Genomic DNA, 20,932 nt, shown 5'->3' with positions numbered 1-20,932 from the left:
GGGTCGAGGCTGGTCGGGTTAGGCCCGACCTTACGAACCCGACCCGACCGCGCGTTTCGCGTGCGCCTGAGGGGCCTCTGCCCCACCGCCATAGATCGCGCGGGCATCGCGCTTGAACGCGGCACCGCTGTCCTCGCGGCTGTAGAACATGTGCCCGCCCGGATAGACGGTGAGCTTCACCCGCTCGGCCGCGCCGAAGCTCGGCATCTGGTCGACGATCAGCCGCGAGGCGAAGAACGGGCACGACAGGTCGTCCCACCCGTGCACGATCAGCACCGCCATTCGCGGATCGTTGGCGATCGCCTTGCGCAGGTCGGTCACCGGCGTGTCGTCGGGCTTGCCGCGATCCCACGCGCTGTTCACCTCGAACGACAGCGCATGGTAGCGCGCGTCGGTCTTCCACCCGACCACGCGGGTGACGAAATCGACCATCGCGCTGGTCGTCGGCGCGATCAGCGCGTCGAGGATCGGATCGGCCGACTGGCGCGAAGCGGACCAGGGGAACGGGTCGAACGCGGTCACGTTCGAATCGTAGACGCTGCCGATCGTCCCGTCGGCGCGGTGGATCTCGCGCAGGAACGTGCCCGAATCGACGCGCCCGCCCAGCTTCTGCACCAGCGCCGGATCGAGCCCGGTCAGCCGGCTGACATTCTCGACGAGCCGCGACACCGCCTGCGGGTCGCTCCGCCCGCGCAGCAGGTCGGTGGCGAAGGCGCCGCGCGTATAGGCCTCGACATCGGCCATCGCCGCCGGGGTCAGCTGATGTTGCTGCTCGAGATGCGCTGCCGCCATCGACGGCAGGTCGATCATCCACGGCAACGGCGACAGAGCAGTCGCGCCGTCGCCCGATGCGGGGTCGAGATAGGGCGACACCATCACGATCCCGTTGACCCCGACGCCGATCTGCGACTGCAGTTCATAGGCGATCCGTGGTGCGCGGTAGCCGCCATAGCTCTCGCCCATCACATATTTGGGCGAGCGCAACCGTCCGGCCTTGACCAGCCAGTCGTAGACCACCTTCGACAGATATTTGATGTCGGGATCGTTGGCGTAGAACGCCTTCTTGGTCTTGTCGGCATCGATCAGGCTGCGGCTGAAGCCGGTGCCGATCGGATCGATGAAGACCAGGTCGGTGAAGTCGAGCCAGCTGTTGGCATTGTCGGTGGTGATCGGCGCATCCGACGGGGCATTGCCCTGCGCGCCGAACTGGACGCGCTTCGGGCCGACCGCGCCGAGATTGAGATACACCGACGACGCGCCGGGCCCGCCGTTGAAGGCGAAGGTCACCGGTCGATTGGGGGCACCCCCGGCCGCGATATAGGCGGTATAGACGACCTGCCCGATCTCCTTGCCCTTCTCGTCGCGCACTGCGATCGTGCCGATCGTCGCGTCATAGGCGATCGTCCGCCCGCCGATCGTCGCCGACTGGCGCACCGTCTTGTCGGCGGGCAGCGGCGGGAGCTTGATCTCGTCGTCGACCTTCTTCTCGACGGTCGAGGTCTCCTTCTTGTCCTGCGCGGCGATCGGGGCGGCGATCAGGCTGGCGGCGGCCAGCGCGGCAAAGACGCGCACGATCACTTCGCCACCCCGCCGCCGGCCGCGATCCACGCGTCGATCTTGGCTTCGAGCACCGGCATCGGCAGAGATCCCGTATCGAGCACCTGCGCATGGAAGTCGCGGGGATCGAACTTGGCCCCGAGCGCAGCCTGCGCCTTCGCCTTGGTCCGCGCGATCGTCAGCTGGCCGATCTTATAGGCCAGCGCCTGCCCCGGCATCGCGATATAGCGTTCGACCTCGGCGGTCGCGTCGGTCCGCGCCATCGGCGAATTGGCGAGCATGTAGGCGATCGCCTGGTCGCGCGTCCAACCCTTGGCGTGGATGCCGCTGTCGACGACCAGCCGCATCGCGCGCAGCATCTCGTCGTTCAGCCCGCCCATCCGTTGATACGGGTCGGTCTCCATGCCGAGCTCCTTCCACAGGCTTTCGGCATAGAGCGCCCAGCCCTCGACATAAGCGGTGTTGCCGCCGAAGCGCATGAACGCCGGCAGCGCGGTGTTTTCCTGCGCGAGGCTGATCTGGAAATGATGCCCCGGCACGCCTTCATGCAGGAACAGCGTCTCCATCTCCCACATGTAGCGCGAGGGCAGGTCGTAGCTGTTGTAATAGAAGGTGCCCGGCCGCGACCCGTCGGGCGTGCCGCCCTCGTACGAGCCCCCCGCCGACGTCTTCTCCTTGAACGCCGGGACCGGGCGGATTTCGAGCCGCGTCTTCGGCGTCAGCGAGAATTGCTCGGGAATCCGCTGATAGATCCGCTTTTCGATCGCCTGATAGCCGTCGCGCAACTGGTCCACCGAGCTCGGCTGGAACTGTTTGTCGGTGCGCAGGAAGGTGAAGAAGGCCGGCAGATCGCCCTTGAACCCGACCGCCTGTTTCTGCGCCTCCATCCCCTTCAGGATCCGCGCGACCTCGGACAGGCCGAGCTGGTGGACCTGCTCGGCGGTCATCGGCAGCGTCGTGCGTTGCCGGATCAGATAGGCGTAATAGGCGTCGCCGCCGGGCAGTGCGGACAGCCCGACGCTGTCGCGCGCGACCGGCAGATAGGTCTTGGCGAGGAAGTCGCGCATCCGCTGGTGTGCCGGCGTGATGACATCGCGGATCTGCGCCGCATAGGCCGCCTTCAACCGCGTCTGGTCGGCCGCGGAGATCGTCGCCGGGAAGGTCTTCACCGGGCCGTAGAAGGTCGATCCCTCGATCCCTTCGGCGATCAGGTTGTCGAATTCCTGGATCATGTTGGTGACGACCAGCTTGGGCTGGACGATCCGGTCCGTCATGCCCCGGCGGAACAGCCCGATCGCCCGGTCGAGCACCACGGCATATTGCGCGTTACGCTTGAGGTTGTTCTCATAGTCGGCAACCGTCTTGAACGGCGCGGCTCCCTTGCCCGACGCGAAGTCGGGATAGAAGGTCTGGAAGCCCTGGAAATGGTCGATCGGCAGGTCGCGCTCGACCTTGACGATCGCGGGGGCGTAGCCCGCAAGGTCGGTTTCGTTGCGGGTCTTGAACACGTCATAGGCGATCTGGTTGGTCGCGGTCAGCTTGGTCCGGTCGATCGCCTTGAGCGCGGCGAGATCCTGCTCGATCGCAGCCTGCTCCGCCGTGCGATAAGCATCGGTGAGATAGTCGCCGAGATGGTCGGCATAGCGCAGGTCGCCGCGGAAGATGCCCTCGACCGGATTGCGCTTCAGGCTCGCCTCGTCGCTGTCGTAGAACAGCCGTTTGAGACGCGCGTCGTCCGCGCTCTCGCCCGGTAGCGCGGTCGGCGGCGGCAGCGCCTGCGCGGATGCTGCCGCTGCGGGAAGCGTGGTGATCAAGAGAGCGGCAATCATCAGTTTGACGGACACCAGGCGTTCCTTCGTTTGCGACGGTGCGGGAGTAGGATGCGCCGGGTGTCCTCGCAAGCGTCCACGATGCTGTGGCCTTATGGTGGCAGCCGCGCGTGACCGGAGACCTGCCGGGGAGCTCTATGAACACCCCAGGTTCTTGAGCGTCGCGCGAACGGCATCGATCAAGCGCGTGCGCGGTTCGCGCCCGAATACGGCCTCGAGACGGCCATTCGTTAGCCGGAGCGCCTATCGTGAGCGGCAGTGCGGGTGGCGGAGGAGCTTAGCGATAGCGTTCCAGCCACATCGTCCGCTTCACGATTTCGGACAACGTGCAGCTGTTGGAGGCCAGCCCTGCGGCACTGCCCCCGCCTGCCTCATTGCCGACCGCCACGCAGTGCGCATCGCTCCGCTTGATCCAGGCCCGTTCCGAAGTGCGAAGCTGCGTCTGTCGCGCCTTGGGCAAGCGTGCCATGGTGGCGCGATACGTGCGATTGAGCACGCCGTCCTGCCGATCGATCTCAAGGCTGTTGCAGTCCAGCATCGCGGAGGTGACCCCACGTGCCGCATCGCCAGTCTTGAAACAGGCGTGATAGGCCTTCGTATAACGGGCTTCGACTTGCGCCTCCGAGGGCGGCGGCGCGCCGACGGCGGGAGCTGCGATAGCGAGCAGGACGGCGATGAACATCGAGACCTCCAATAGCGTAGCGTTCGAACGCTCTTAAAGTATTCCCGGGCCCATATTAATCGCAGCCGAACGACGAAGCAAAAGCGGTGGGCTCGATCCGGTCGCAGCATCGGCCGCCCCCCCACCGTGCGCGTCTCACGGCAGGCCTGTTTACCCGGGTGGCGGGACATCCACTATTGCTGGCGTGTTGCCAGACCGTCACATTGCATGGCTGCACTATGCCGATGCTTGCCGCGACGGCTTGGCACCCTACCTGAAATTGCTATCGTCAGTATCTCGCACCGTCTTATCGTCGCCCGAAACCCGGACACGCTCGGGAATTAAAGCGATTCTCAACCCATCATGCCGCTGCGGCCGACACACGAGGATCACCATGCCGTCAGGACTCGTCGCGCTGCTTGATGATGTCGCAGCCATCACCAAGGTCGCTGCCGCCTCGCTCGACGATGTTGCCGCCGCGACCGGAAAGGCGGGTAGCAAGGCGCTGGGCGTGATCGTCGATGATGCCGCGGTCACTCCGCGCTACGTCGTCGGTTTCACCGCGGCGCGCGAATTGCCGATCATCGGCAAGATCGCGCTCGGGTCGCTGCGCAACAAGCTGCTCATCCTGCTCCCGGCGGCTTTGCTCATGAGTGCGTTCACGCCGTGGCTGGTCACGCCGCTGCTGATGCTCGGCGGCGCCTACCTCTGCTTCGAGGGCACCGAAAAGGTGGTCGAGGCGATCTTCGGCGGGCATGCGGCCGAGGCGGCGCCGACGGAGGGCGACGCGACGGCGCTGGAAGCGGCAAAAGTATCGAGCGCGATCCGCACCGACCTGATCCTGTCGGCGGAGATCATGGCGATCGCGCTGGCCGAAGTGGCCGGATCTCCGATCGTGACGCAGGCGGTGGTGCTGGCGCTGGTCAGTGTTGCCATCACGGTGGGTGTCTACGGCGTCGTCGCGCTGATCGTGAAGATGGACGATATCGGCTTAGTCCTCGCACAGCGAACCGGCGCCATCCCGCGCGCGCTCGGTCGCGGCCTGGTGACCGGCATGCCGATCCTGATGCGTGTCCTGTCGATCGTCGGGACGGCGGCGATGATCTGGGTGGGCGGCGGGATCTTGGTGCACGGCCTAGAGAGCTTCGGGCTGAGCGGACCGGCGCACGTCAGCCATGCATTCAGCAAGGCGGCGGGCCGGTTGCCGGCGATCGGAGCGGCGACGGGATGGGCCGCGGGGGCCCTCTTCGCTGCGCTGGTCGGCCTGCTGGTAGGCGGCGCGATCGTCCTCGCCCACGCCGGCTTCACCAGGATGCGCGGCCAGCACGCCTAGGCCGTCGCTTGCGCGGGCGCCCGCCGCTGACCGTGCGCCGGCCGGCCCGACGCGACGACCTTGCGCCGATGGCGCGCCGGTCGATGTCGTCCGGCAAGCTGAATGGAGGTTGCAAGACCAGTTCAGGGTCGGTTCGGACGCGACTCGCTAGACCGTCTTCATCAACCGACAGGAGACGTACCATGTTGAAGCAAAAGTTCGCCTTCGCCGCGCTTGCAACCGCAGCGATCCTACCGATGACTATGGCGGCGCCAGCACAGGCACAGCACTATGGCTATCAGGACCGCGCGCAATACGAGCGCAGCTATGATTACGATCGCGGTCAGTATCAGCGCAGCTACAACGGTGGCTATACGGACCGTCCGGTCTATCGCAGCTATGCCCGCCGCAATTATCAGGATTGCCGCCGGTCGAGCGGCACGACCGGTCTGATCGCCGGCGGCGCAGGTGGTGCGGTGCTGGGTTCGGTGCTCGGAGGCGGAACGCTCGGCACGATCCTCGGCGCGGTCGGCGGCGGCCTGCTCGGGAAGAGTCTCGACCAGAATCACGACCGCTCGCAGAATTATCGCAACGGTTGCTGACCCGAACAGCGCGGCCGATCCGGAGATCAGTCGCGCTGTTCGCCGCCTGCGATGATCCCCGGCGCGGATGCGACGATACAGGCTGACGGGCCGGGTGCCATCACCACCTGGCCGCCGTGACCGGAGCAGCGGCTACAGGCATCCCATGCTCCGGAGCGTTGCGCTCACTGCGTCGCGCAAAGGCGTGCGCGGCTCGCCCCCGAGCACGGCCACGAGACGCTCATTCCCCATTCGGACCGGGCGATCCCACAGATATTTCATCTCCAGCACTTCGCGGAGCGTCGGTACGAACGATGACAGCAGCCGCATCGTCCACCACGGCATCTTCCGCACCGGGACCGCGGGATCACCGAGCGCACGGCAGATCGCATCGGTCATTTGCGTACCGTCGGCGTCCCACAAACCTTCCATGTGGAAGCTGGCGAAAGAGGCGAGACCGTCGGTTTCGAGCAGCCGCACCATCGTTTCGGCGACGTCGGGCAGATAGGCCCATTGATGGCCAATGCCCCGGCGACCGGGATAGCGGATCGCAGCGGGGCGTCTTCCCGCCGGAGCCAGTTGCGCAAACCAGTTGTTCGCGGCGTCGGGACCGAAAAAGTCGCCCGCGCGCACGATCAGCACGCTCCCCGCCGCGGTGTCGGCAAAGGCGCGCAATCGGCGCTCCATTTCGACCCGGATCGCGCCCTTGCGGGTATCGGGATGCTGCGGCGCGTCCTCGGCAATGTCCGGAAAGCCGTCGCGACCATAATTATAGACGGTGCCCGGAAACAGGATCCGCGCACCATTGGCGCGTGCCGCCGCGATCGTATTGTCGAGCATCGGCAGCACCAACCGGTCCCAGTGGCGATAGCCCGGCGGGTTCACCGCATGGACGATCAGCGCTGCGCCCTCGGCGGCGGCGGCGACGTCGCCCGCGACCATCGCGTCTCCGGCCCGCCATTCGAAATCATGCCGTGCCGCCACTCGGTCCGGCGCGCGATGCAGCGCCCGAACGTGCCAGCCGCTCGTCCTCAGGCGGTGCGCGACGGCGCCGCCGATCCCGCCCGTTGCGCCCAATACCAATGCGATCTTGCGTTCCATGCTTCGTCTCCGCTGTGTGTGGCGAAGCGATGCAGCCGATCGCGGTTGAACGAAATTGCCGAAATTCGTGGATCGGTTATACGCATACAGATGAGCGAACCGAGCTGGGATCTGTACCGAACGTTCGACGCGGTCGTGCGGACGGGCTCCCTGTCCGGCGCCGCGCGCAGCCTGGGGCTGACGCAGCCCAGTGTCGCGCGCCACATCGACGCGCTCGAACAGACGATCGGGCGCGATCTGTTCGTGCGATCGCAGCGCGGCCTGACGCCGACTACCGCTGCGATCGAGCTTCGGCCTTATGCCGCGTTGCTCGCCTCGACCACCGCAGCGTTGTTGCGCACGGCGGATGGCGGCGCCGGCACGGTCGCCGGAACCGTGCGGATCAGCGCAAGCGAAGTGGTCAGCGCCGAGCATCTGCCGGCAATGCTGGGCCGCCTGCGGCAGCGGCACCCCGCGCTCACGTTCGAGCTGTCGGCGTCGAACAGCGTCGACGATCTGCTGCAGCGCCAAGCCGATATTGCGGTGCGGATGGTCCAGCCTACCCAGCAGGCCCTGATCGCGCGCAAGGTTTCGCCGATCCCACTCGGCCTGCATGCCCATGCCGACTATCTCGCGCGCCGCGGCACACCCTCGACCCTGGCCGATCTGGTTGACCATGATCTCATCGGCTTCGACACGGAAACGCCCGCCATCCGGGCAATTGCCGCGAATTACCCCGCATTGAACCGCGCGGCCTTCGCGCTGCGGGTCGATAGCGACGTCGCGCAGCTCGCCGCGATCCGGGCGGGGTTCGGGATCGGCATCTGCCAGGTCCCGGTCGCCGCACGCGACCCGCGGATCGTCCGCGTGCTGCCGGATGGCTTCGCGATCGATCTCGGTGTCTGGATCGTGATACACGAGGATCTCGGCAACAGCCCGCGATGCCGCGCCGTGTTCGACGGCCTGGTCGCCGAGTTCACGACCTCCTAAGCGGGCATCCCCGCGACGATCCGCGGATCGACGGCATAATCGCGCGCGATCTCGCGGGCGGTCATCTTGGCCGACATCATCACTGACGGCGTCCCCCCGCCCGGCTGCGTCCCCTGCCCGACGAGGTACAGGTTGGTGATATCCTCGCTGCGGTTGTGCGGACGGAAGAAGGCGGTCTGCGTCAGTCGCGGCTCGACCCCGAAGCCGTTGCCGGCATAGGCGCCGAGCGTCTGCTCGAAATAATCGGGGGTGACGAAGCTGCGATAGACCAGCCGCTCGCGCAGGCCCGGGATGTAGCCGCGGTCGTCGAGGAAATTGAGCACCTTCTCGGCGAACCCCTCGCCCACCGCATCCCAGTCGATATCGCCCAGCGTGTTGGGCACCGGGATCAGCGTATAGGCGGCGTGATACCCTTCAGGGGCCAGGCTCGGGTCGGTCAGCGTCGGGACATGCAGATATTGCGAGAAGTCCTCGGCGAGGAACTTGCGTTCGAAAATGTCGGTCAGCAATTCCTCGTAGCGCGGCCCGAGGATGATGTTGTGGTGCCGGACGTCGGGGTCGCCCTCGCGCTTCTGATAGCCGAAGTAGATGACCATCAGCGACATGCTCTGCTTGCGGAACTTGACCACGGCATCGCGATTGATCCGGCGGTGCGCCTTGTCGATCAGCTTGAGATAGGTGGTCGCATAATCGCCGTTCGACACGACCAGATCGGCTTTCAGCGTCTCACCCGACGCGAGCGTCACGCCGGTCGCGACGCGCTGACGCCCGCGCTTCTCGACATCGATCCGCGCGACTTTCGCGCCGAGCTGCAGCGTGCCGCCCAGTTCCTCGAACTTGACGACCAGCGCCTTCACCAGCGCGCCGGTGCCGCCCATCGCATAATGCACGCCCCAGGTTTTCTCGACGAAATGGATCATCGCATAGATCGCCGGCACCTTGAGCGGATTGCCGCCGATCAGCAGCGGCTCGAAGCTGAACACCTGCCGCATCTTGTCGCTCTTGAAATAGGTCTTGATGAGCGAGAAGAGCGGCTGGACGGCACCGAGCTTCAACAGGTCGGGCACGACCTTCAGCATCGAGCCGAGGCTGCCGAAATAGGTATAGCCAAGCTCGAGGAACCCGCGCTGGAAGATCGCGCGCGCCGCCTCGTGGAAGCGGTCGTAGCCGTCGAGGTCCTCGGGCGCGAGCCGCGCGATCTGCGCGCGGACGTTCACCGGGTCGGCGTCGTAATCGAAGACGCTGCCGTCATCGAAATAGATGCGGTAGAAGGGCAGCACCGGGACGATGTCGAGATAGCGGCTGGTATTGGGCCCGCCGCTGATGCCCGACACGATCCGCTGGCCATCGCCCAGCACGTCGGCGGGAAAATCGGGCGCGGTCAGCATCGCCACGTCGCGCTCGAGCGAGAACAGTTCCTCGATGAAATGCGGGACGGTCAGCACCGTCGGCCCCATGTCGAAGGTGAACCCCTCGGCGCGCCGGACGTAGGCGCGCCCGCCGACATCGTCGAGCTGCTCGACGATGCGGGTGTCTAAGCCGAGGCTCTGCAAGCGGATCGCGCAGGCGATGCCGCCGATGCCGGAGCCGATCACGATGGCGGTACGTCGGGTCATGGGATCAGGGTCTTTTCTTGAAGGCGATGAACGATGGGCGGGCGCCATCGAGCCCGCGCGATGACAATAAATGTGAACGGCGCCGGTTGCGTCACGCGCCCGCCTTTCGGCGTGCCGCGCGCAAATCGACCCCCAGCCGCTTGACGCGGTAATAGAAGGTCTTGCGCGGCAGCTGCAGGCGCTCGATCGCGACCGCGATCTGCCCGTCGGCGGCGGCCACCGCGTCTAGGATCGCAGCACGCTCGAACGCATCGAGCCGCGCGGCCAAGGGCGCCAGACCGACGTCGCCGCCCGCCCCTTCCTCTTCCAGCCCGAGGCAGATCCGCTCGGCGGTCTTCTCCAGTTCAAGCACGTTGCCGGGCCAGGCGCGCAGCGCGAGGCGATGCGCATGGTCGGCCAAGGGCGGCACGGCGCAGCCATGCGTACGCGCCGCGCGGGCGACGAGATGCGCGAACAGCAACGGAATGTCCGAGGTGCGCTCGGCCAGCGGCGGCATGCGCAGCGGGACACCGGCGAGCAGATGATACAAAGCCGGTGAAAGCCCCGCCCGCGCGCCTTCCTCGACCGCGGCGATGATCCGGATATCGACCGGATCGGGATCGCGGGCATCGGGCGCGATCGTGCGCGTCTCGGCGAGATGGATGAGCCGGCTCTGCAGATCGTCGCTCGCGCGCTCGAGGTTGTCGAGGAACAGCGTGCCGCGGTCGGCGCGCGCGATCGTGCCGTTGCGGGCGAACAGCTCGCGTTCGACCAGCGGCTGCGGCACCGTCGCGCAGTCGATCCGCAGGAACCGATGCCGCGCGCGGCGCCCGGCGCGGTGGACGAGCCGTGCGAAATGTTCCTTGCCGGTGCCGAGCTCGCCCTCGATCACCACGTCGAGCGCGGCATCGCCCAGCACCGGGATCAGGCCGCGCAGCCGGCGGATCGCGGGCGTGTCGCCAATCAAGGCGTCCCCCGCCGCGGCATCCACTGCGGCGCGCAACTGCCGGTTCTCGAGCGTCAGCGCGCGGGCGCGCGCCGCGCGCTTCGCCGCGGCGAGCAGGGCGTCGGGATCGAACGGCTTGGTCAGGAAATCCCACGCGCCCGCCTTGATCGCGTCCACCGCCATCGCGACGTCGCCGTGGCCGGTGATCAACACGACCGGCAGCTCGGGATCGCGGTCCTGCAGGATGGCGAAGAGCTCGATCCCCGACAGGTGCGGCATCCGCACGTCGGTGATGACGACGCCGGGAAATGCCGCGCCGATCGCGCCGAGCGCGCTTTCCGGGTCGGCGAAGGCGTGGACCTCGAACCCGTCGAGCGCGAACAGCTGGGCCGTCGCGGCGCGCAGATCGTCATCGTCGTCGATCAACGCGACGTGCCAAGCCGGATCGGTGCGAGTCATGCCCGCCGCATCCCGATTTCGAAGCAGGCACCCGCGTCGCTCGGCATCAGCCGCAGCCATCCCCCCAGCTCGAGCATGATATCGTGCGCGATCACCAGCCCCAGCCCGAGCCCCTGCGCGCGCGTGGTGACGAACGGCGTGAACAGACGCGCCGCGACATCGCCGGCGACGCCGGGGCCGGTATCGGCGACGGCCAGCCGGACATGGTCGGCGTCGCCCGTCACCCGCAGGCTGATGCGCCGCTCGGGCGCCGCCGCGATCGCCTCGGCGGCATTCTGCAGCAGGATCACCAGGACCTGCTCGAGCCGCACCTTCCCGCCGATCACGACCAGACCGTCCACGTCGCGCGGCAAGTCGAGCGTGACGCCGCGCAACTGCTCCTTGAGGATCAGCAACGCACCGGCGATCATCTCGGCGATCGCGATCGGCCGCAGCTCGCCGGGCTGGCGCCGCGCAAACCCGCGCAGATGTGCCGTGACCGCGCCGATCCGATCCGCCAGCCCGCCGATCTTGACCAGATTACCGCGCGCCTCGTCGATCGCGCCGCGATCGAGCAGCGTGCAGCCCGACGCCGCATAGGTCCGAATCGCGGCGACCGGTTGCGCGGTCTCGTGCGCGACGCTGGCGGTGATCTGGCCGAGCGCCGCGAGCCGGTTCGCCTGTCGCAGCGCCTCGCGCAGATCGGCGGCGCGCGCTTCGCTCTCGGTGCGTTCGTCCATTTCGCGGCGCAAGTCGGCGGTGCGCTGCGCCACCGCTGCCTCGAGCTCCGCCGTCCGTCGCCGCGCCGACGTTGTCCGCTGGCGCCACGTCCAGCCGAGCGCGGCTAGCGCGAGCGTCGCCAGCAGCGCGCTCAGCGCCGCCGCGCGCCGCGCCGACATCACCGCGTCGTCGACCGGCTGCAGCAGGATCAACCGCCAGCCGGGCTGGTCCGTCGCCGCACCGTGCGCGATGAAGCTGCCACCGAGCCCGGTGAAGCGACCGTCGCTGCCCGCCGGCGCGAGCGGCAGCGGCGCGAGCGCGCTTGCCGGAACGCGCGTCTCGCCGCGAAAGGTCGCCTCGTGTACGGGCGACAGTGGCCGGGTCGCCGCGAAGCGCCAGGCCGGGCGGCTGGTGACCAGCACGATGCCGAGCGGATTGCGGACGAGCGTGATCCCGCCGGCACGCGCCCACAGCTGTTCGATCCGGTCGAACTCGAGCTTGATCACGATGACGCCCTGCCTGGCGATGCGCCGCGCCAGATACAGGCCGGGGCGACCGCTGACGGTACCAAGGGCATATTGGCTGCCCTCGCCGCGCGCCAGCGCCTCGCGAAGATAGGGGCGGAAGCGATAATCGGCGCCGACGAAGCTTTGCCGGGAGCGCCAGTTGCTCGACGCGATCGCGATGCCAGCGGGTCCGATCACATACAGGACCGGCGCTCCGGTCGCGCGCGACAGCGTCTCGAGCTTGATGTTGAGCGCCATCGTGCCCGACGCGTCGCCGCTGAGCGCCGCGGTCACGTCGCGATCGTCGGCCAGCGCGAGCGGCAGCAAGCGGAAGCGCGCCAGCTCGCTGTTGAGCAGCGCGGCGCGCAACCGCGCATCGGTTGCGACCTGAGCGCGCAAGCCGGCAATGACGCGATGCTCGGCCAGCCGTGCGGCCAGCAGCGCCGCCGCCACCGCGACGATGACGAGCGCGACCAGCCAGCGCCATCCGCGTGACCGCCAAGCGGTCGCGATCATCGCACGTCCGATGGTCATCCGCCGTCACTGCCCGCGGCGGCTCGATCGAAACGGCAGGAGGCGGGACGCGACATCGCCCGCGCTTATGCCATAGCGACGCCCGCAAAGCATAGCGGCGCGCCGCAGGAATCGCCCGAAGAGTGCAGGTTTCGGCACATTGGCCGGTGGCGTACCCCAAAAGTTGCACAAGCCCGCCGGGAATTTTCCGCCAGGACCGGACATGACTGCATAATTTTCAGATACTTATGCCGATTGCCGATTTCGCGATTGGCCGCACGCGCCCTTCGCGCAAACCCCACGCTCCGATCAGACGCCCGCCAGAGGCGCTTCCCCCACGGACGAGGACGCAAGGCCATGACCCCGATAGCAGAGCATGTTTCCCCCGAAAGCGCCCCGGCGCCCGATCGGCCGTGGTACCGCCACATGTACGCGCAGGTACTGGTCGCGATCGCGGCGGGCGTGCTGCTCGGCCACTTCTACCCGACGGTCGGTGAGTCGCTGCAGCCGCTGGCGGATGCCTTCATCAAGCTGGTCAAGATGATCATCGCGCCGGTCATCTTCCTGACGATCGTCACCGGCATTGCCGGGATGCGCGACCTCGCTTCGGTCGGGCGCGTCGCCGGCAAGGCGTTTGCCTATTTCTTCTTCTTCTCGACGCTCGCGTTGATCGTCGGGCTGATCGTCGCCAATGTCGTCCGCCCCGGCGCCGGGCTCAACATCGATCCGTCGACGCTCGATACGACCAAAGTCGCCGAATATGCCAGCAAGGCGCATGCGACGACGCTGGTCGGCTTCCTCACCAGCATCATCCCCAACACCTTCCTGTCTGCGCTGACCGAGGGCAACATCCTGCAGACGCTGTTCGTCGCGGTGCTGTTCGGGATCGGCCTCGCCATGATCGGCGATCGCGGGACCAAGCTGCTCGGCGCGCTCGAGGATATCTCGGTCGCGGTGTTCAAGGTCGTCGCGATCGTGATGAAGGCCGCGCCGATCGGCGCGTTCGGCGCGATGGCGTTCACCATCGGCAAATATGGCGTCGGCACGCTCGCCAATCTCGCGATGCTGGTCGGCACCTTCTATTTCACCTCGCTGCTGTTCGTGCTCGTCGTGCTCGGCCTGGTCGCGCGCTGGGCGGGCTTCTCGATCTTCAAGCTGATCGGCTATCTCAAGGCGGAACTGCTGCTGGTGCTCGGCACGTCGAGTTCGGAAAGCGCGCTGCCGAGCCTGATCGAGAAGATGGAGCGCGCCGGCTGCCCCAAGTCGATCGTCGGGCTGGTCGTCCCGACCGGTTACTCGTTCAATCTCGACGGCACCAACATCTACATGACGTTGGCCGCGCTGTTCATAGCGCAGGCGTGCAACGTCGATCTCTCGCTCGGCCAGCAAGTGCTGCTGCTCGGCGTCGCGATGCTATCGTCGAAGGGCGCGGCCGGGGTGACCGGCGCAGGCTTCATCACGCTGGCGGCGACGCTCTCGATCGTGCCGAGCGTACCGATCGCAGGTATGGCGCTGATCCTCGGGGTCGATCGCTTCATGAGCGAGTGCCGCAGCCTGACCAACTTCATCGGCAATGCGGTCGCGACGGTCGTGGTGTCGCGCTGGGAAGGTAAGCTCGACATCGAGCAGTTCCGCCGTGCGATTGCCGGGCAGAGCCCGCGCGTCGACCAGATGGCGGCCGACGCCGTGCCGGCCGAATAAGATGGCCCGCGTGTACCCGCTTTCCGCCGCGACGCCGATCGCGCTTCTGTTCGCGACGAGCGCTTATGCGCAGGCCGCGCCCGCCAAGGCCGAGACCGAGGCGACCGCGAGCCCCGCCGCCGCCGAATATCCCGCCGCAGCACTCGGCGACGGGGCGACCACCAACGGCTACAATCTGTCGCGCTGGGCCGAGGATTGGCGCGTGATGCGCGATCCCGCCAAGCGCGACGATCCGATCGACCGCCTCAAATATCTGCCGATCGACAGCAATGGCGACGTCTATCTGACGCTGTCGGGCGAGGCGCGGTTTCGCGTCAACATGACGAGCAACCCGAATTTGCGCGAGACGCGGCACCAGCGGCAGGACATCCGCCGCCTCACCGCCGGCGCCGACCTGCATATCGGGCCGCACTTCCGGCTCTATGGCGAGGTCGCGCATGGCGGGATCAGCGGGCGCGAGCTCGGCGCGCCCGCGGCGACGCTGCGCAACGCGCTCGTCCTCCAGCAATATTTCGCGGAGGCGACCGCGACGATCGGCGGCGTGGCAGTCGGCGCGCGCTATGGCCGGCAGGAATTTACCGACGGCCCCAATTTGCTCGTGTCGCAGCGCGACAACAATACGATCCGCTACACGCTCAACGGCATCCGCGCCTGGGCGCATACCGGCACGGTGCGGATCGACCTGTTCGACCTCAAACCGACCGCGTATGGCGATCTCGGCATCGACGACGACGTCAACGATCCGGCGCGGCGCTTCTCGGGCGTCACGGTCGGCGTTGTGGTGCCGACGCGCTGGTTCGGCGGATCGAAGCTCTATTTCGACCCCTATCTGTGGCGCCGCCGCAACGAGGTCGGAACCTGGGGCGGGCGGATCGGGCCGGCGCGCCGTTATTATGGCGGCGTCCATCTGTGGGGCGATGCCGGGCCGGTGACGATCGACTGGACGGTCAATCGGCAATGGGGCAGCTTCATCGACCAGAAGATCGCCGCGTGGCAGGCGCTGTTCGCGCAGAGCTACCGCGTCGGCAAGACCTCTGCCGCGCCGCGGATCGGCTTCCACGCCGATTATGCGAGCGGTGGCGGCGGCTATGGCGGCAAGACGTTGCGGAACGCCTATTCGCCGTTCGGCAACAACATCTATTACAGCTACCAACTCTCGCTGACGCCATCGAACCTCGTCGCCATCGCGCCGACGCTGAGCTTCACGCCAGTCAAGAAGGTGCGCATCAGCGCCGCCTATCAGTTCACTTGGCGCGACGATGTGCGCGACGCGGTCTACCGTGCCAACGGGCAGCCGTTTGCGGGCACGCAAAACGTCGTCGACCGCAAGATCGGCAATGTCACGCAGGTGCAGGCGGTGTGGTCGATCGCGTCGCGGCTGTCGTTCACCGGGCGATACGAACATCTCGCGGCAGGGCCTGCACTCACCAAGGCGGGCTATCGCAGCTCGGACTTCCTCGCCGGCTGGCTGAGTTTCCGCTTCTGACGCCCCCCTCCCCACCGAAGGAATGATCGTGTCCACTCCCCCCACCTCCCCCGACCTCGCCGCCGCGCAGACCCCGGGGGTCACCCGCCGCGGCCTGCTCGGTTCGGCGATCGCGACCGGCAGCGTGGCGCTGCTCCCGCTGGCGAACGCCGAGGCCGCGCCGCCCGAGCGCACGGTCGACGTACTGGTGATCGGGGGCGGCATCATGAGCGCGACGCTCGCGGTGCTGCTGCGCGAGTTGGAGCCGTCGTGGACGATCGAGATGGTCGAGCGGCTCGACGATGTCGCGGCGGAGAGCTCTAACGGCTGGAACAATGCCGGCACCGGCCACTCGGCGCTGTGCGAGCTCAACTACACCCCGGTCAACGCCGCCGACGGCCGCGTCGAGATCGCCAAGGCGATCGAGATTAACGAGCAGTTCCAGGTCACCCGCCAGTTCCTGAGCCATCAGGTCAAGGCCGGCATCCTCACCCAGCCGCGCGCCTTCATCAACTCGACGCCGCACATGAACCTGGTGTGGGGCGACGCCAACATCGCCTTCCTGCGCAAGCGGCATGCGGCGCTCGGCGCTAGCCCGCTTTTTTCGGGCATGCAGTTCAGCACCGATTTCAACGAAATCTCGGGCTGGGTGCCGCTGATGACGCAGGGCCGCGACCGCGCGACCAAGCTCGCCGCGACGCGCTCGCCGCTCGGCACCGATTGCGACTGGGGCGAAGTGACGCGGCAATATATCGGTGCGCTAGTCCAGCAGCCCGGCTTTGCGCTCCGCACGGGCCAGGAAGTGCGCGATCTCGAGCGCAACCCCGATGGCACGTGGCGCGTGACCTATCGCGCGATGAAGGGCGGCGCCAAGCAGGTCGTCACGGCGCGCTTCGTGTTCGCCGGCGCCGGTGGCGGCGCGCTGCCGATCCTGCAGAAGTCGGGGATTCCCGAGGCCGATGATTATGCCGGCTTCCCGGTCGGCGGATCGTTCCTGGTCACCGAGAACCCCGCGATCGCCAAGCGCCACGGCGCGAAGGTCTACGGCAAGGCCGCGACCGGATCCCCGCCGATGTCGGTGCCGCATCTCGACACGCGCTATCTCGGCGGCAAGCAGGCGTTGCTGTTCGGGCCGTTTGCGACCTTCTCGACCAAATTCCTCAAGCAGGGCTCCTATTTCGATCTGCCCGCGTCGATCACGCTCGAGAATTTCCGCCCGATGGTCGCGGTTGGCTGGGACGATTTCGACCTGGTCGAATATCTCGCCGGGCAGCTGATCATGTCCGACGCCGATCGCCTCAAGGCGCTGCGCGAATATTTCCCCGATGCGGTCGAGGGCGACTGGAAGCTGTGGCAGGCAGGGCAGCGCGTCCAGATCATCAAGCGCGATCCCAAGAAGGGCGGCGTGCTCAAGCTCGGCACCGAGATCGTCGCGTCGAAGGACGGCTCGATCGCAGCGCTGCTCGGCGCGTCGCCGGGCGCCTCGACCGCGCCGTCGATCATGCTCGACCTGCTCAAGAAGGTGTTCGGCAAGCGGCTGGCGACGCCTGCCTGGCAGGCCAAGATCCGCGCGATCGTGCCGACCTATGGCATCGCGCTCAACGATCATACCGATCTGCTCGCCGCGCATTGGGCCGCCACCGCCGAGACGCTCCAGCTCGCCACCCCCTCGCCCACAGTGCAGGTGTCGAACACACCGCGCCCCGCCGCGCGGCGCGTGAAGGTCGATCGTCACCCCGACCTCGCGCTGTAACCCGGCGGATGGCGGTGCGGCGAGTGGCGTACCCCGCGTCGATATGATAGCGCGCGGGGCATCAGCCCTTTGGCCTATCCCAAGCGGGCAGCGGATCCGGCCGGACTCTGCTGCCCTACCCGATCTGGAGCTCTGCCGTGACCGACCCCATCATCATCGCCAGCTATGCGCGCACCCCGATGGGCGGCTTCCAGGGGGCGCTGTCGGGCGCGACCGCGGTCGATCTCGGGGTCGCCGCGGTCAAGGCGGCGGTCGAGCGCTCGGGCGTCGATCCCGCGGCGATCGACCGGATCTACATGGGCTGCGTGCTCCCCGCCGGGCTCGGCCAGGCGCCTGCGCGCCAGGCGGCACTCGGCGCCGGCCTGCCCGATTCGGTCGAGGCGACGACGATCAACAAGATGTGCGGATCGGGCATGCAGGCCGCGATCATGGGCTATGAGGCGCTCGCCGCCGGCACTGTCGACGTGGTCGTCGCCGGGGGCATGGAGAGCATGACCAACGCCCCCTTCCTGCTGCAAAAGCATCGCGGCGGCGCGCGGATCGGCCATGACACGATCGTCGATTCGATGATGATGGACGGCCTCGAGGACGCCTATGACAAAGGCAAGCCGATGGGCGCGTTCGCCGAGGATACCGCGCGCGACTATCAGTTCAGCCGCGCCGAGCAGGATGCCTACGCGCTCGAGGGCCTGCGCCGCGCCAAAGTCGCGGTCAGCGGCGGGCACTTCAGCGAGGAGATCGTGCCGGTCACCGTCAAGACGCGCGGCGGCGACGTCGCGATCAGCGAGGACGAGCAGCCCGGCAAGGCCAAGCCCGAGAAGATCCCCGGCCTCAGGCCCGCCTTCGCCAAGGACGGCACGATCACCGCGGCGACCTCGGCGTCGATCTCCGACGGTGCAGCCGCGCTGGTGCTGACGCGCGCGAGCGTCGCCGAGAAGCTCGGCCTGGCGCAGGAAGCACGGATCGTCGCGACCGCGGCGCACGCCACCGCCCCCGCACACTTCACCGTCGCCCCCGTCTCGGCGATCCGCAAGGTGCTGGCGACGGCGGGCTGGTCGGTCGAGGATGTCGACCTGTTCGAAGTCAACGAAGCCTTCGCGGCGGTGGCGATGATCGCGATGCGCGACCTGTCGATCCCGCACGAGAAGCTCAACGTGAATGGCGGCGCGACCGCGCTCGGCCACCCGATCGGCGCGTCGGGCGCGCGGATCATCGCGACGCTGGTCGCCGCACTCAAGGCGCGCGGGCTCAAGCGCGGCGTCGCGGCGCTGTGCATTGGCGGCGGCGAAGCCACCGCGGTGGCGGTCGAACGGATCTGAAGCCGCGCGGGGGGATCGCGGCGCTCAGGCGGGTTGGCGCGATTCCCAGCGGGCGAGAATGCGCTCGCAGGCGCGCAGCATGCGTTCGCGCCGGCCGAGCATCGAGTCGATCCAGGTGCAGCCGGGGTCGTAATTGACGCGACCGTCGGGCTCGACCACCGCGGCGCCGTTGGCGATCGCGGCGGCATCGCGCGGGCAATGCCCCTCGTTGAGCGCCTCCAGCACGGTCAGGATCTGGTCGGACGACCAGCTCGGATCGTCGAGCGCGGTTTGCTGCACGAGCTGGCGGCGCGCGCGCTCGATCCGCGCGAGCAACTTGGCGGCGACCGGCGGGGCGTAGCGGCGGTCGTCGCCGTCACGATCCCACAAGCCCGCGATATCATCATTCGCCGCGCTGAGCCGGACACGCGCATAATGGGGACTGAAACGATATGCCATCGTCCAATAGACGACGCGACCGCGCCGAATCCGCCCGCCGCGCGCACAAAAAGGCGCAAGCGCGGCGGCGCGATCAGGACAGCCCGCCGCCGAGCACGCGGTAGAGCGCAACCAGGTTGCTGACCCGCGCCAGCCGCGTCGTGACCAGATCCTGGTCGGCCGCATAGGATGTCCGCTGCGCGTCGAGGCTGGTCAGGAAGCCGTCCACCCCGGCGCGATAGCGCGCGTTCGAGATCGTGTACGCACCGCGCGCGGAGGCGGCGCGGTTCGTGCGGGCGGCGACCTGTTCCTCGATCGTGCCGCGCGTCGCCAGCGCATCGGCGACTTCGCGGAAGGCGGTCTGCACCGTCTTCTCGTAGGTCGCCACCGCAGCATCGCGGCTAGCTTGGGCATAAGCGAGGTTGCCGCGATTGCGCCCGCCGTCGAACAGCGGCAACGACACCGCTGGCGCCGCGCTCCACGTCTCGGTGCCGTTGCCGAACAGATGCGACAGCCCGCCGCTGAGCACGCCGAGCGCACCGGTCAGCGAGATCGTCGGGAAGAAGGCCGCGCGCGCCGCGCCGATGTTGGCGTTCTGCGCGATCAGCTGATGCTCCGCCTGCAGCACGTCGGGGCGGCGCAGCAACACGTCCGAACTGACCCCGGCGGGGAGATTGGCAATCGTGAACTGGCGATCGCCTAGGCCGTTGGGGAGCAGCGTCGTCGGCACCGTATCGCCGACCAGCAGGTTGAGCGCATTCTGATCCTGCGCGATCTGCGTCCGTGCGGCGGCGATGTCGTAGCGCGCCTGGTCGTAGGTGGTCTGCGCCTGCTGCACCTCGAGCTCGGACGACACGCCTTGGTCGAACTGCGCGCGCGTCAGGTCGACGGTCTGCTTGTAGGTGGCGAGCGTCTCGGTCGAGATGCGCAACAGGTCCTGGTCGGCCGCCATCGTCGCATAAGCGGTGGCGATTTCGGCAATCAGGCTGATGCGCACGGTGCGCTGCGCTTCCTCGCTGGCGAGATAGGTCTGCAGCGCAGCCTGGCTCAGGTTGCGGATGCGCCCGAACAGATCGAGCTCGAACGACGAGATGCCGATCCCGGTATTGAAGAATTGCGTGGTGACGCCGGTCGCACCCGTCGCCGCCGCGCCACCCGCCCCGGTCCCGGCTCCAGAACCGGCCGCCTGCCCAACGCCCGAACCGTGCTGATAGGTCGCCCCGGCGGTCGCGTTGAGCGTCGGCAGCCGATCGGCGCGTTGGACGCGATATTGCGCGCGTGCCTGCGCGATGTTGGCGACCGCGACGCGCAGGTCGCGATTATTTTCCAGCCCCTGCGCGATCACCGCGCGCAGCGACGCGTCGGTGAAGAAATCACGCCACGCAATATCGGGCACCGCGACACTCGGCGTGCCACCGGCGGGATAGACCCCGCCCTGCGGCAGCGTCGCCGGCGCGGCGAGCCCCGGGCGGACATAGGTCGGGGCAAAGCTGCACCCGCTGAGCAGCGTCGCGCCGAGCGCGAGCGAGAGGATCGAACGCTTCATCAT

General features: G+C 67.7%; 16 protein-coding genes. 7 read left to right on the top strand and 9 right to left on the bottom strand.

The annotated features are described in order from the left end of the window. Positions 1–30 precede the first annotated feature (30 nt). The 3 genes from U1872_RS00555 to U1872_RS00545 all read right to left on the bottom strand — a co-directional run bounded on the left by U1872_RS00555 (position 31) and on the right by U1872_RS00545 (position 4,068). Positions 31–1,572 carry a S10 family peptidase gene (locus U1872_RS00555; RefSeq protein WP_443025324.1) on the bottom strand — a complete coding sequence of 514 codons (1,542 nt, stop codon included), beginning with the start codon at positions 1,570–1,572 and terminating at the stop codon, positions 31–33. Between the two features lie 2 nt (positions 1,573–1,574). After that, complete coding sequence (locus tag U1872_RS00550) at positions 1,575–3,386, bottom strand: DUF885 domain-containing protein (protein ID WP_332791792.1); 1,812 nt, start codon at positions 3,384–3,386, stop codon at positions 1,575–1,577. 277 nt (positions 3,387–3,663) lie between these two features. After that, the gene (locus U1872_RS00545; RefSeq protein WP_332790936.1) at positions 3,664–4,068 is read right to left on the bottom strand and encodes a lysozyme inhibitor LprI family protein; all 405 of its coding nucleotides are present in this window, start codon (positions 4,066–4,068) and stop codon (positions 3,664–3,666) included. Positions 4,069–4,441: 373 nt separating this feature from the next. On the opposite strand from U1872_RS00545, the gene U1872_RS00540 reads away from it, so the two are divergent. Together U1872_RS00540 and U1872_RS00535 are read left to right on the top strand one after the other, a co-directional pair. Beyond that, entirely contained in the window at positions 4,442–5,380 is a 939-nt protein-coding gene (locus U1872_RS00540; protein WP_332790935.1) for a DUF808 domain-containing protein, read from the top strand. Between the two features lie 182 nt (positions 5,381–5,562). After that, positions 5,563–5,961: a hypothetical protein gene (locus U1872_RS00535; RefSeq protein WP_332790934.1), complete on the top strand. Its 399-nt coding sequence runs from the start codon at positions 5,563–5,565 to the stop codon at positions 5,959–5,961. 132 nt (positions 5,962–6,093) lie between these two features. On the opposite strand, the gene U1872_RS00530 is transcribed toward U1872_RS00535, so the two are convergent. Beyond that, positions 6,094–7,041 (bottom strand): NAD-dependent epimerase/dehydratase family protein, encoded by a 948-nt coding sequence (locus tag U1872_RS00530; RefSeq protein WP_332790933.1) that lies wholly within the window; start codon positions 7,039–7,041, stop codon positions 6,094–6,096. Between U1872_RS00530 and U1872_RS00525 the strand changes: the two genes are divergently transcribed. Next, the gene (locus U1872_RS00525; RefSeq protein ID WP_332790932.1) at positions 6,940–8,010 is read left to right on the top strand and encodes a LysR family transcriptional regulator; all 1,071 of its coding nucleotides are present in this window, start codon (positions 6,940–6,942) and stop codon (positions 8,008–8,010) included. The two genes, U1872_RS00530 and U1872_RS00525, sit on opposite strands and share 102 nt — an antisense overlap. Here the strand turns inward: U1872_RS00525 and crtI are convergent. From crtI to U1872_RS00510, 3 genes are all read right to left on the bottom strand, one after another. After that, positions 8,007–9,626, bottom strand: coding sequence for a phytoene desaturase family protein (gene crtI, locus U1872_RS00520; RefSeq protein ID WP_332790931.1), 1,620 nt, complete (start codon positions 9,624–9,626; stop codon positions 8,007–8,009). The two genes, U1872_RS00525 and crtI, sit on opposite strands and share 4 nt — an antisense overlap. A gap of 91 nt (positions 9,627–9,717) precedes the next feature. Continuing rightward, entirely contained in the window at positions 9,718–11,010 is a 1,293-nt protein-coding gene (locus U1872_RS00515; protein ID WP_332790930.1) for a sigma-54-dependent transcriptional regulator, read from the bottom strand. Continuing rightward, entirely contained in the window at positions 11,007–12,749 is a 1,743-nt protein-coding gene (locus U1872_RS00510; protein ID WP_332790929.1) for a sensor histidine kinase, read from the bottom strand. Before U1872_RS00510 ends, U1872_RS00515 begins: the two co-directional genes overlap by 4 nt. Positions 12,750–13,085: 336 nt before the next feature. Here U1872_RS00510 and U1872_RS00505 point away from each other — a divergent pair, with 336 nt between their 5' ends. From U1872_RS00505 to U1872_RS00490, 4 genes are all read left to right on the top strand, one after another. Continuing rightward, on the top strand, positions 13,086–14,429 hold the full coding sequence (locus U1872_RS00505) for a dicarboxylate/amino acid:cation symporter (protein WP_332790928.1): 1,344 nt from the start codon (positions 13,086–13,088) through the stop codon (positions 14,427–14,429). A gap of 1 nt (position 14,430) precedes the next feature. Beyond that, a complete protein-coding gene (locus U1872_RS00500) occupies positions 14,431–15,915 on the top strand; it encodes an alginate export family protein (RefSeq protein ID WP_332790927.1) in 1,485 nt (494 codons plus the stop codon). A gap of 28 nt (positions 15,916–15,943) precedes the next feature. After that, positions 15,944–17,647 (top strand): malate dehydrogenase (quinone), encoded by a 1,704-nt coding sequence (gene mqo, locus U1872_RS00495; RefSeq protein ID WP_332790926.1) that lies wholly within the window; start codon positions 15,944–15,946, stop codon positions 17,645–17,647. 137 nt (positions 17,648–17,784) lie between these two features. Then, the gene (locus U1872_RS00490; protein WP_332790925.1) at positions 17,785–18,966 is read left to right on the top strand and encodes an acetyl-CoA C-acyltransferase; all 1,182 of its coding nucleotides are present in this window, start codon (positions 17,785–17,787) and stop codon (positions 18,964–18,966) included. A gap of 24 nt (positions 18,967–18,990) precedes the next feature. On the opposite strand, the gene U1872_RS00485 is transcribed toward U1872_RS00490, so the two are convergent. Together U1872_RS00485 and U1872_RS00480 are read right to left on the bottom strand one after the other, a co-directional pair. Then, the gene (locus U1872_RS00485; protein ID WP_332790924.1) at positions 18,991–19,404 is read right to left on the bottom strand and encodes a hypothetical protein; all 414 of its coding nucleotides are present in this window, start codon (positions 19,402–19,404) and stop codon (positions 18,991–18,993) included. A 73-nt stretch (positions 19,405–19,477) separates the two neighbouring features. Next, entirely contained in the window at positions 19,478–20,929 is a 1,452-nt protein-coding gene (locus U1872_RS00480; RefSeq protein ID WP_332791791.1) for an efflux transporter outer membrane subunit, read from the bottom strand. Between the last annotated feature and the right edge of the window lie 3 nt (positions 20,930–20,932).

The organism is Parasphingomonas frigoris (genome assembly GCF_036663815.1).
Classification (GTDB): Bacteria; Pseudomonadota; Alphaproteobacteria; order Sphingomonadales; family Sphingomonadaceae; genus Sphingomonas.
Note: the sequence above shows the minus strand (reverse complement) of the source record. Positions and strands in the feature narration are given on the sequence as shown.

Bases quoted from the DNA above. Each gene is read 5' to 3' on its own strand.
- U1872_RS00550 (WP_332791792.1), bottom strand. From the start codon at position 3,386: ATGATTGCCGCTCTCTTGATCACCACGCTTCCCGCAGCGGCAGCATCC.
- U1872_RS00545 (WP_332790936.1), bottom strand. From the start codon at position 4,068: ATGTTCATCGCCGTCCTGCTCGCTATCGCAGCTCCCGCCGTCGGCGCG.
- U1872_RS00540 (WP_332790935.1), top strand. From the start codon at position 4,442: ATGCCGTCAGGACTCGTCGCGCTGCTTGATGATGTCGCAGCCATCACC.
- U1872_RS00535 (WP_332790934.1), top strand. From the start codon at position 5,563: ATGTTGAAGCAAAAGTTCGCCTTCGCCGCGCTTGCAACCGCAGCGATC.
- U1872_RS00525 (WP_332790932.1), top strand. From the start codon at position 6,940: ATGCAGCGCCCGAACGTGCCAGCCGCTCGTCCTCAGGCGGTGCGCGAC.
- U1872_RS00530 (WP_332790933.1), bottom strand. From the start codon at position 7,041: ATGGAACGCAAGATCGCATTGGTATTGGGCGCAACGGGCGGGATCGGC.
- crtI (WP_332790931.1), bottom strand. From the start codon at position 9,626: ATGACCCGACGTACCGCCATCGTGATCGGCTCCGGCATCGGCGGCATC.
- U1872_RS00515 (WP_332790930.1), bottom strand. From the start codon at position 11,010: ATGACTCGCACCGATCCGGCTTGGCACGTCGCGTTGATCGACGACGAT.
- U1872_RS00510 (WP_332790929.1), bottom strand. From the start codon at position 12,749: ATGACCATCGGACGTGCGATGATCGCGACCGCTTGGCGGTCACGCGGA.
- U1872_RS00505 (WP_332790928.1), top strand. From the start codon at position 13,086: ATGACCCCGATAGCAGAGCATGTTTCCCCCGAAAGCGCCCCGGCGCCC.
- U1872_RS00500 (WP_332790927.1), top strand. From the start codon at position 14,431: ATGGCCCGCGTGTACCCGCTTTCCGCCGCGACGCCGATCGCGCTTCTG.
- U1872_RS00485 (WP_332790924.1), bottom strand. From the start codon at position 19,404: ATGGCATATCGTTTCAGTCCCCATTATGCGCGTGTCCGGCTCAGCGCG.
- U1872_RS00480 (WP_332791791.1), bottom strand. From the start codon at position 20,929: ATGAAGCGTTCGATCCTCTCGCTCGCGCTCGGCGCGACGCTGCTCAGC.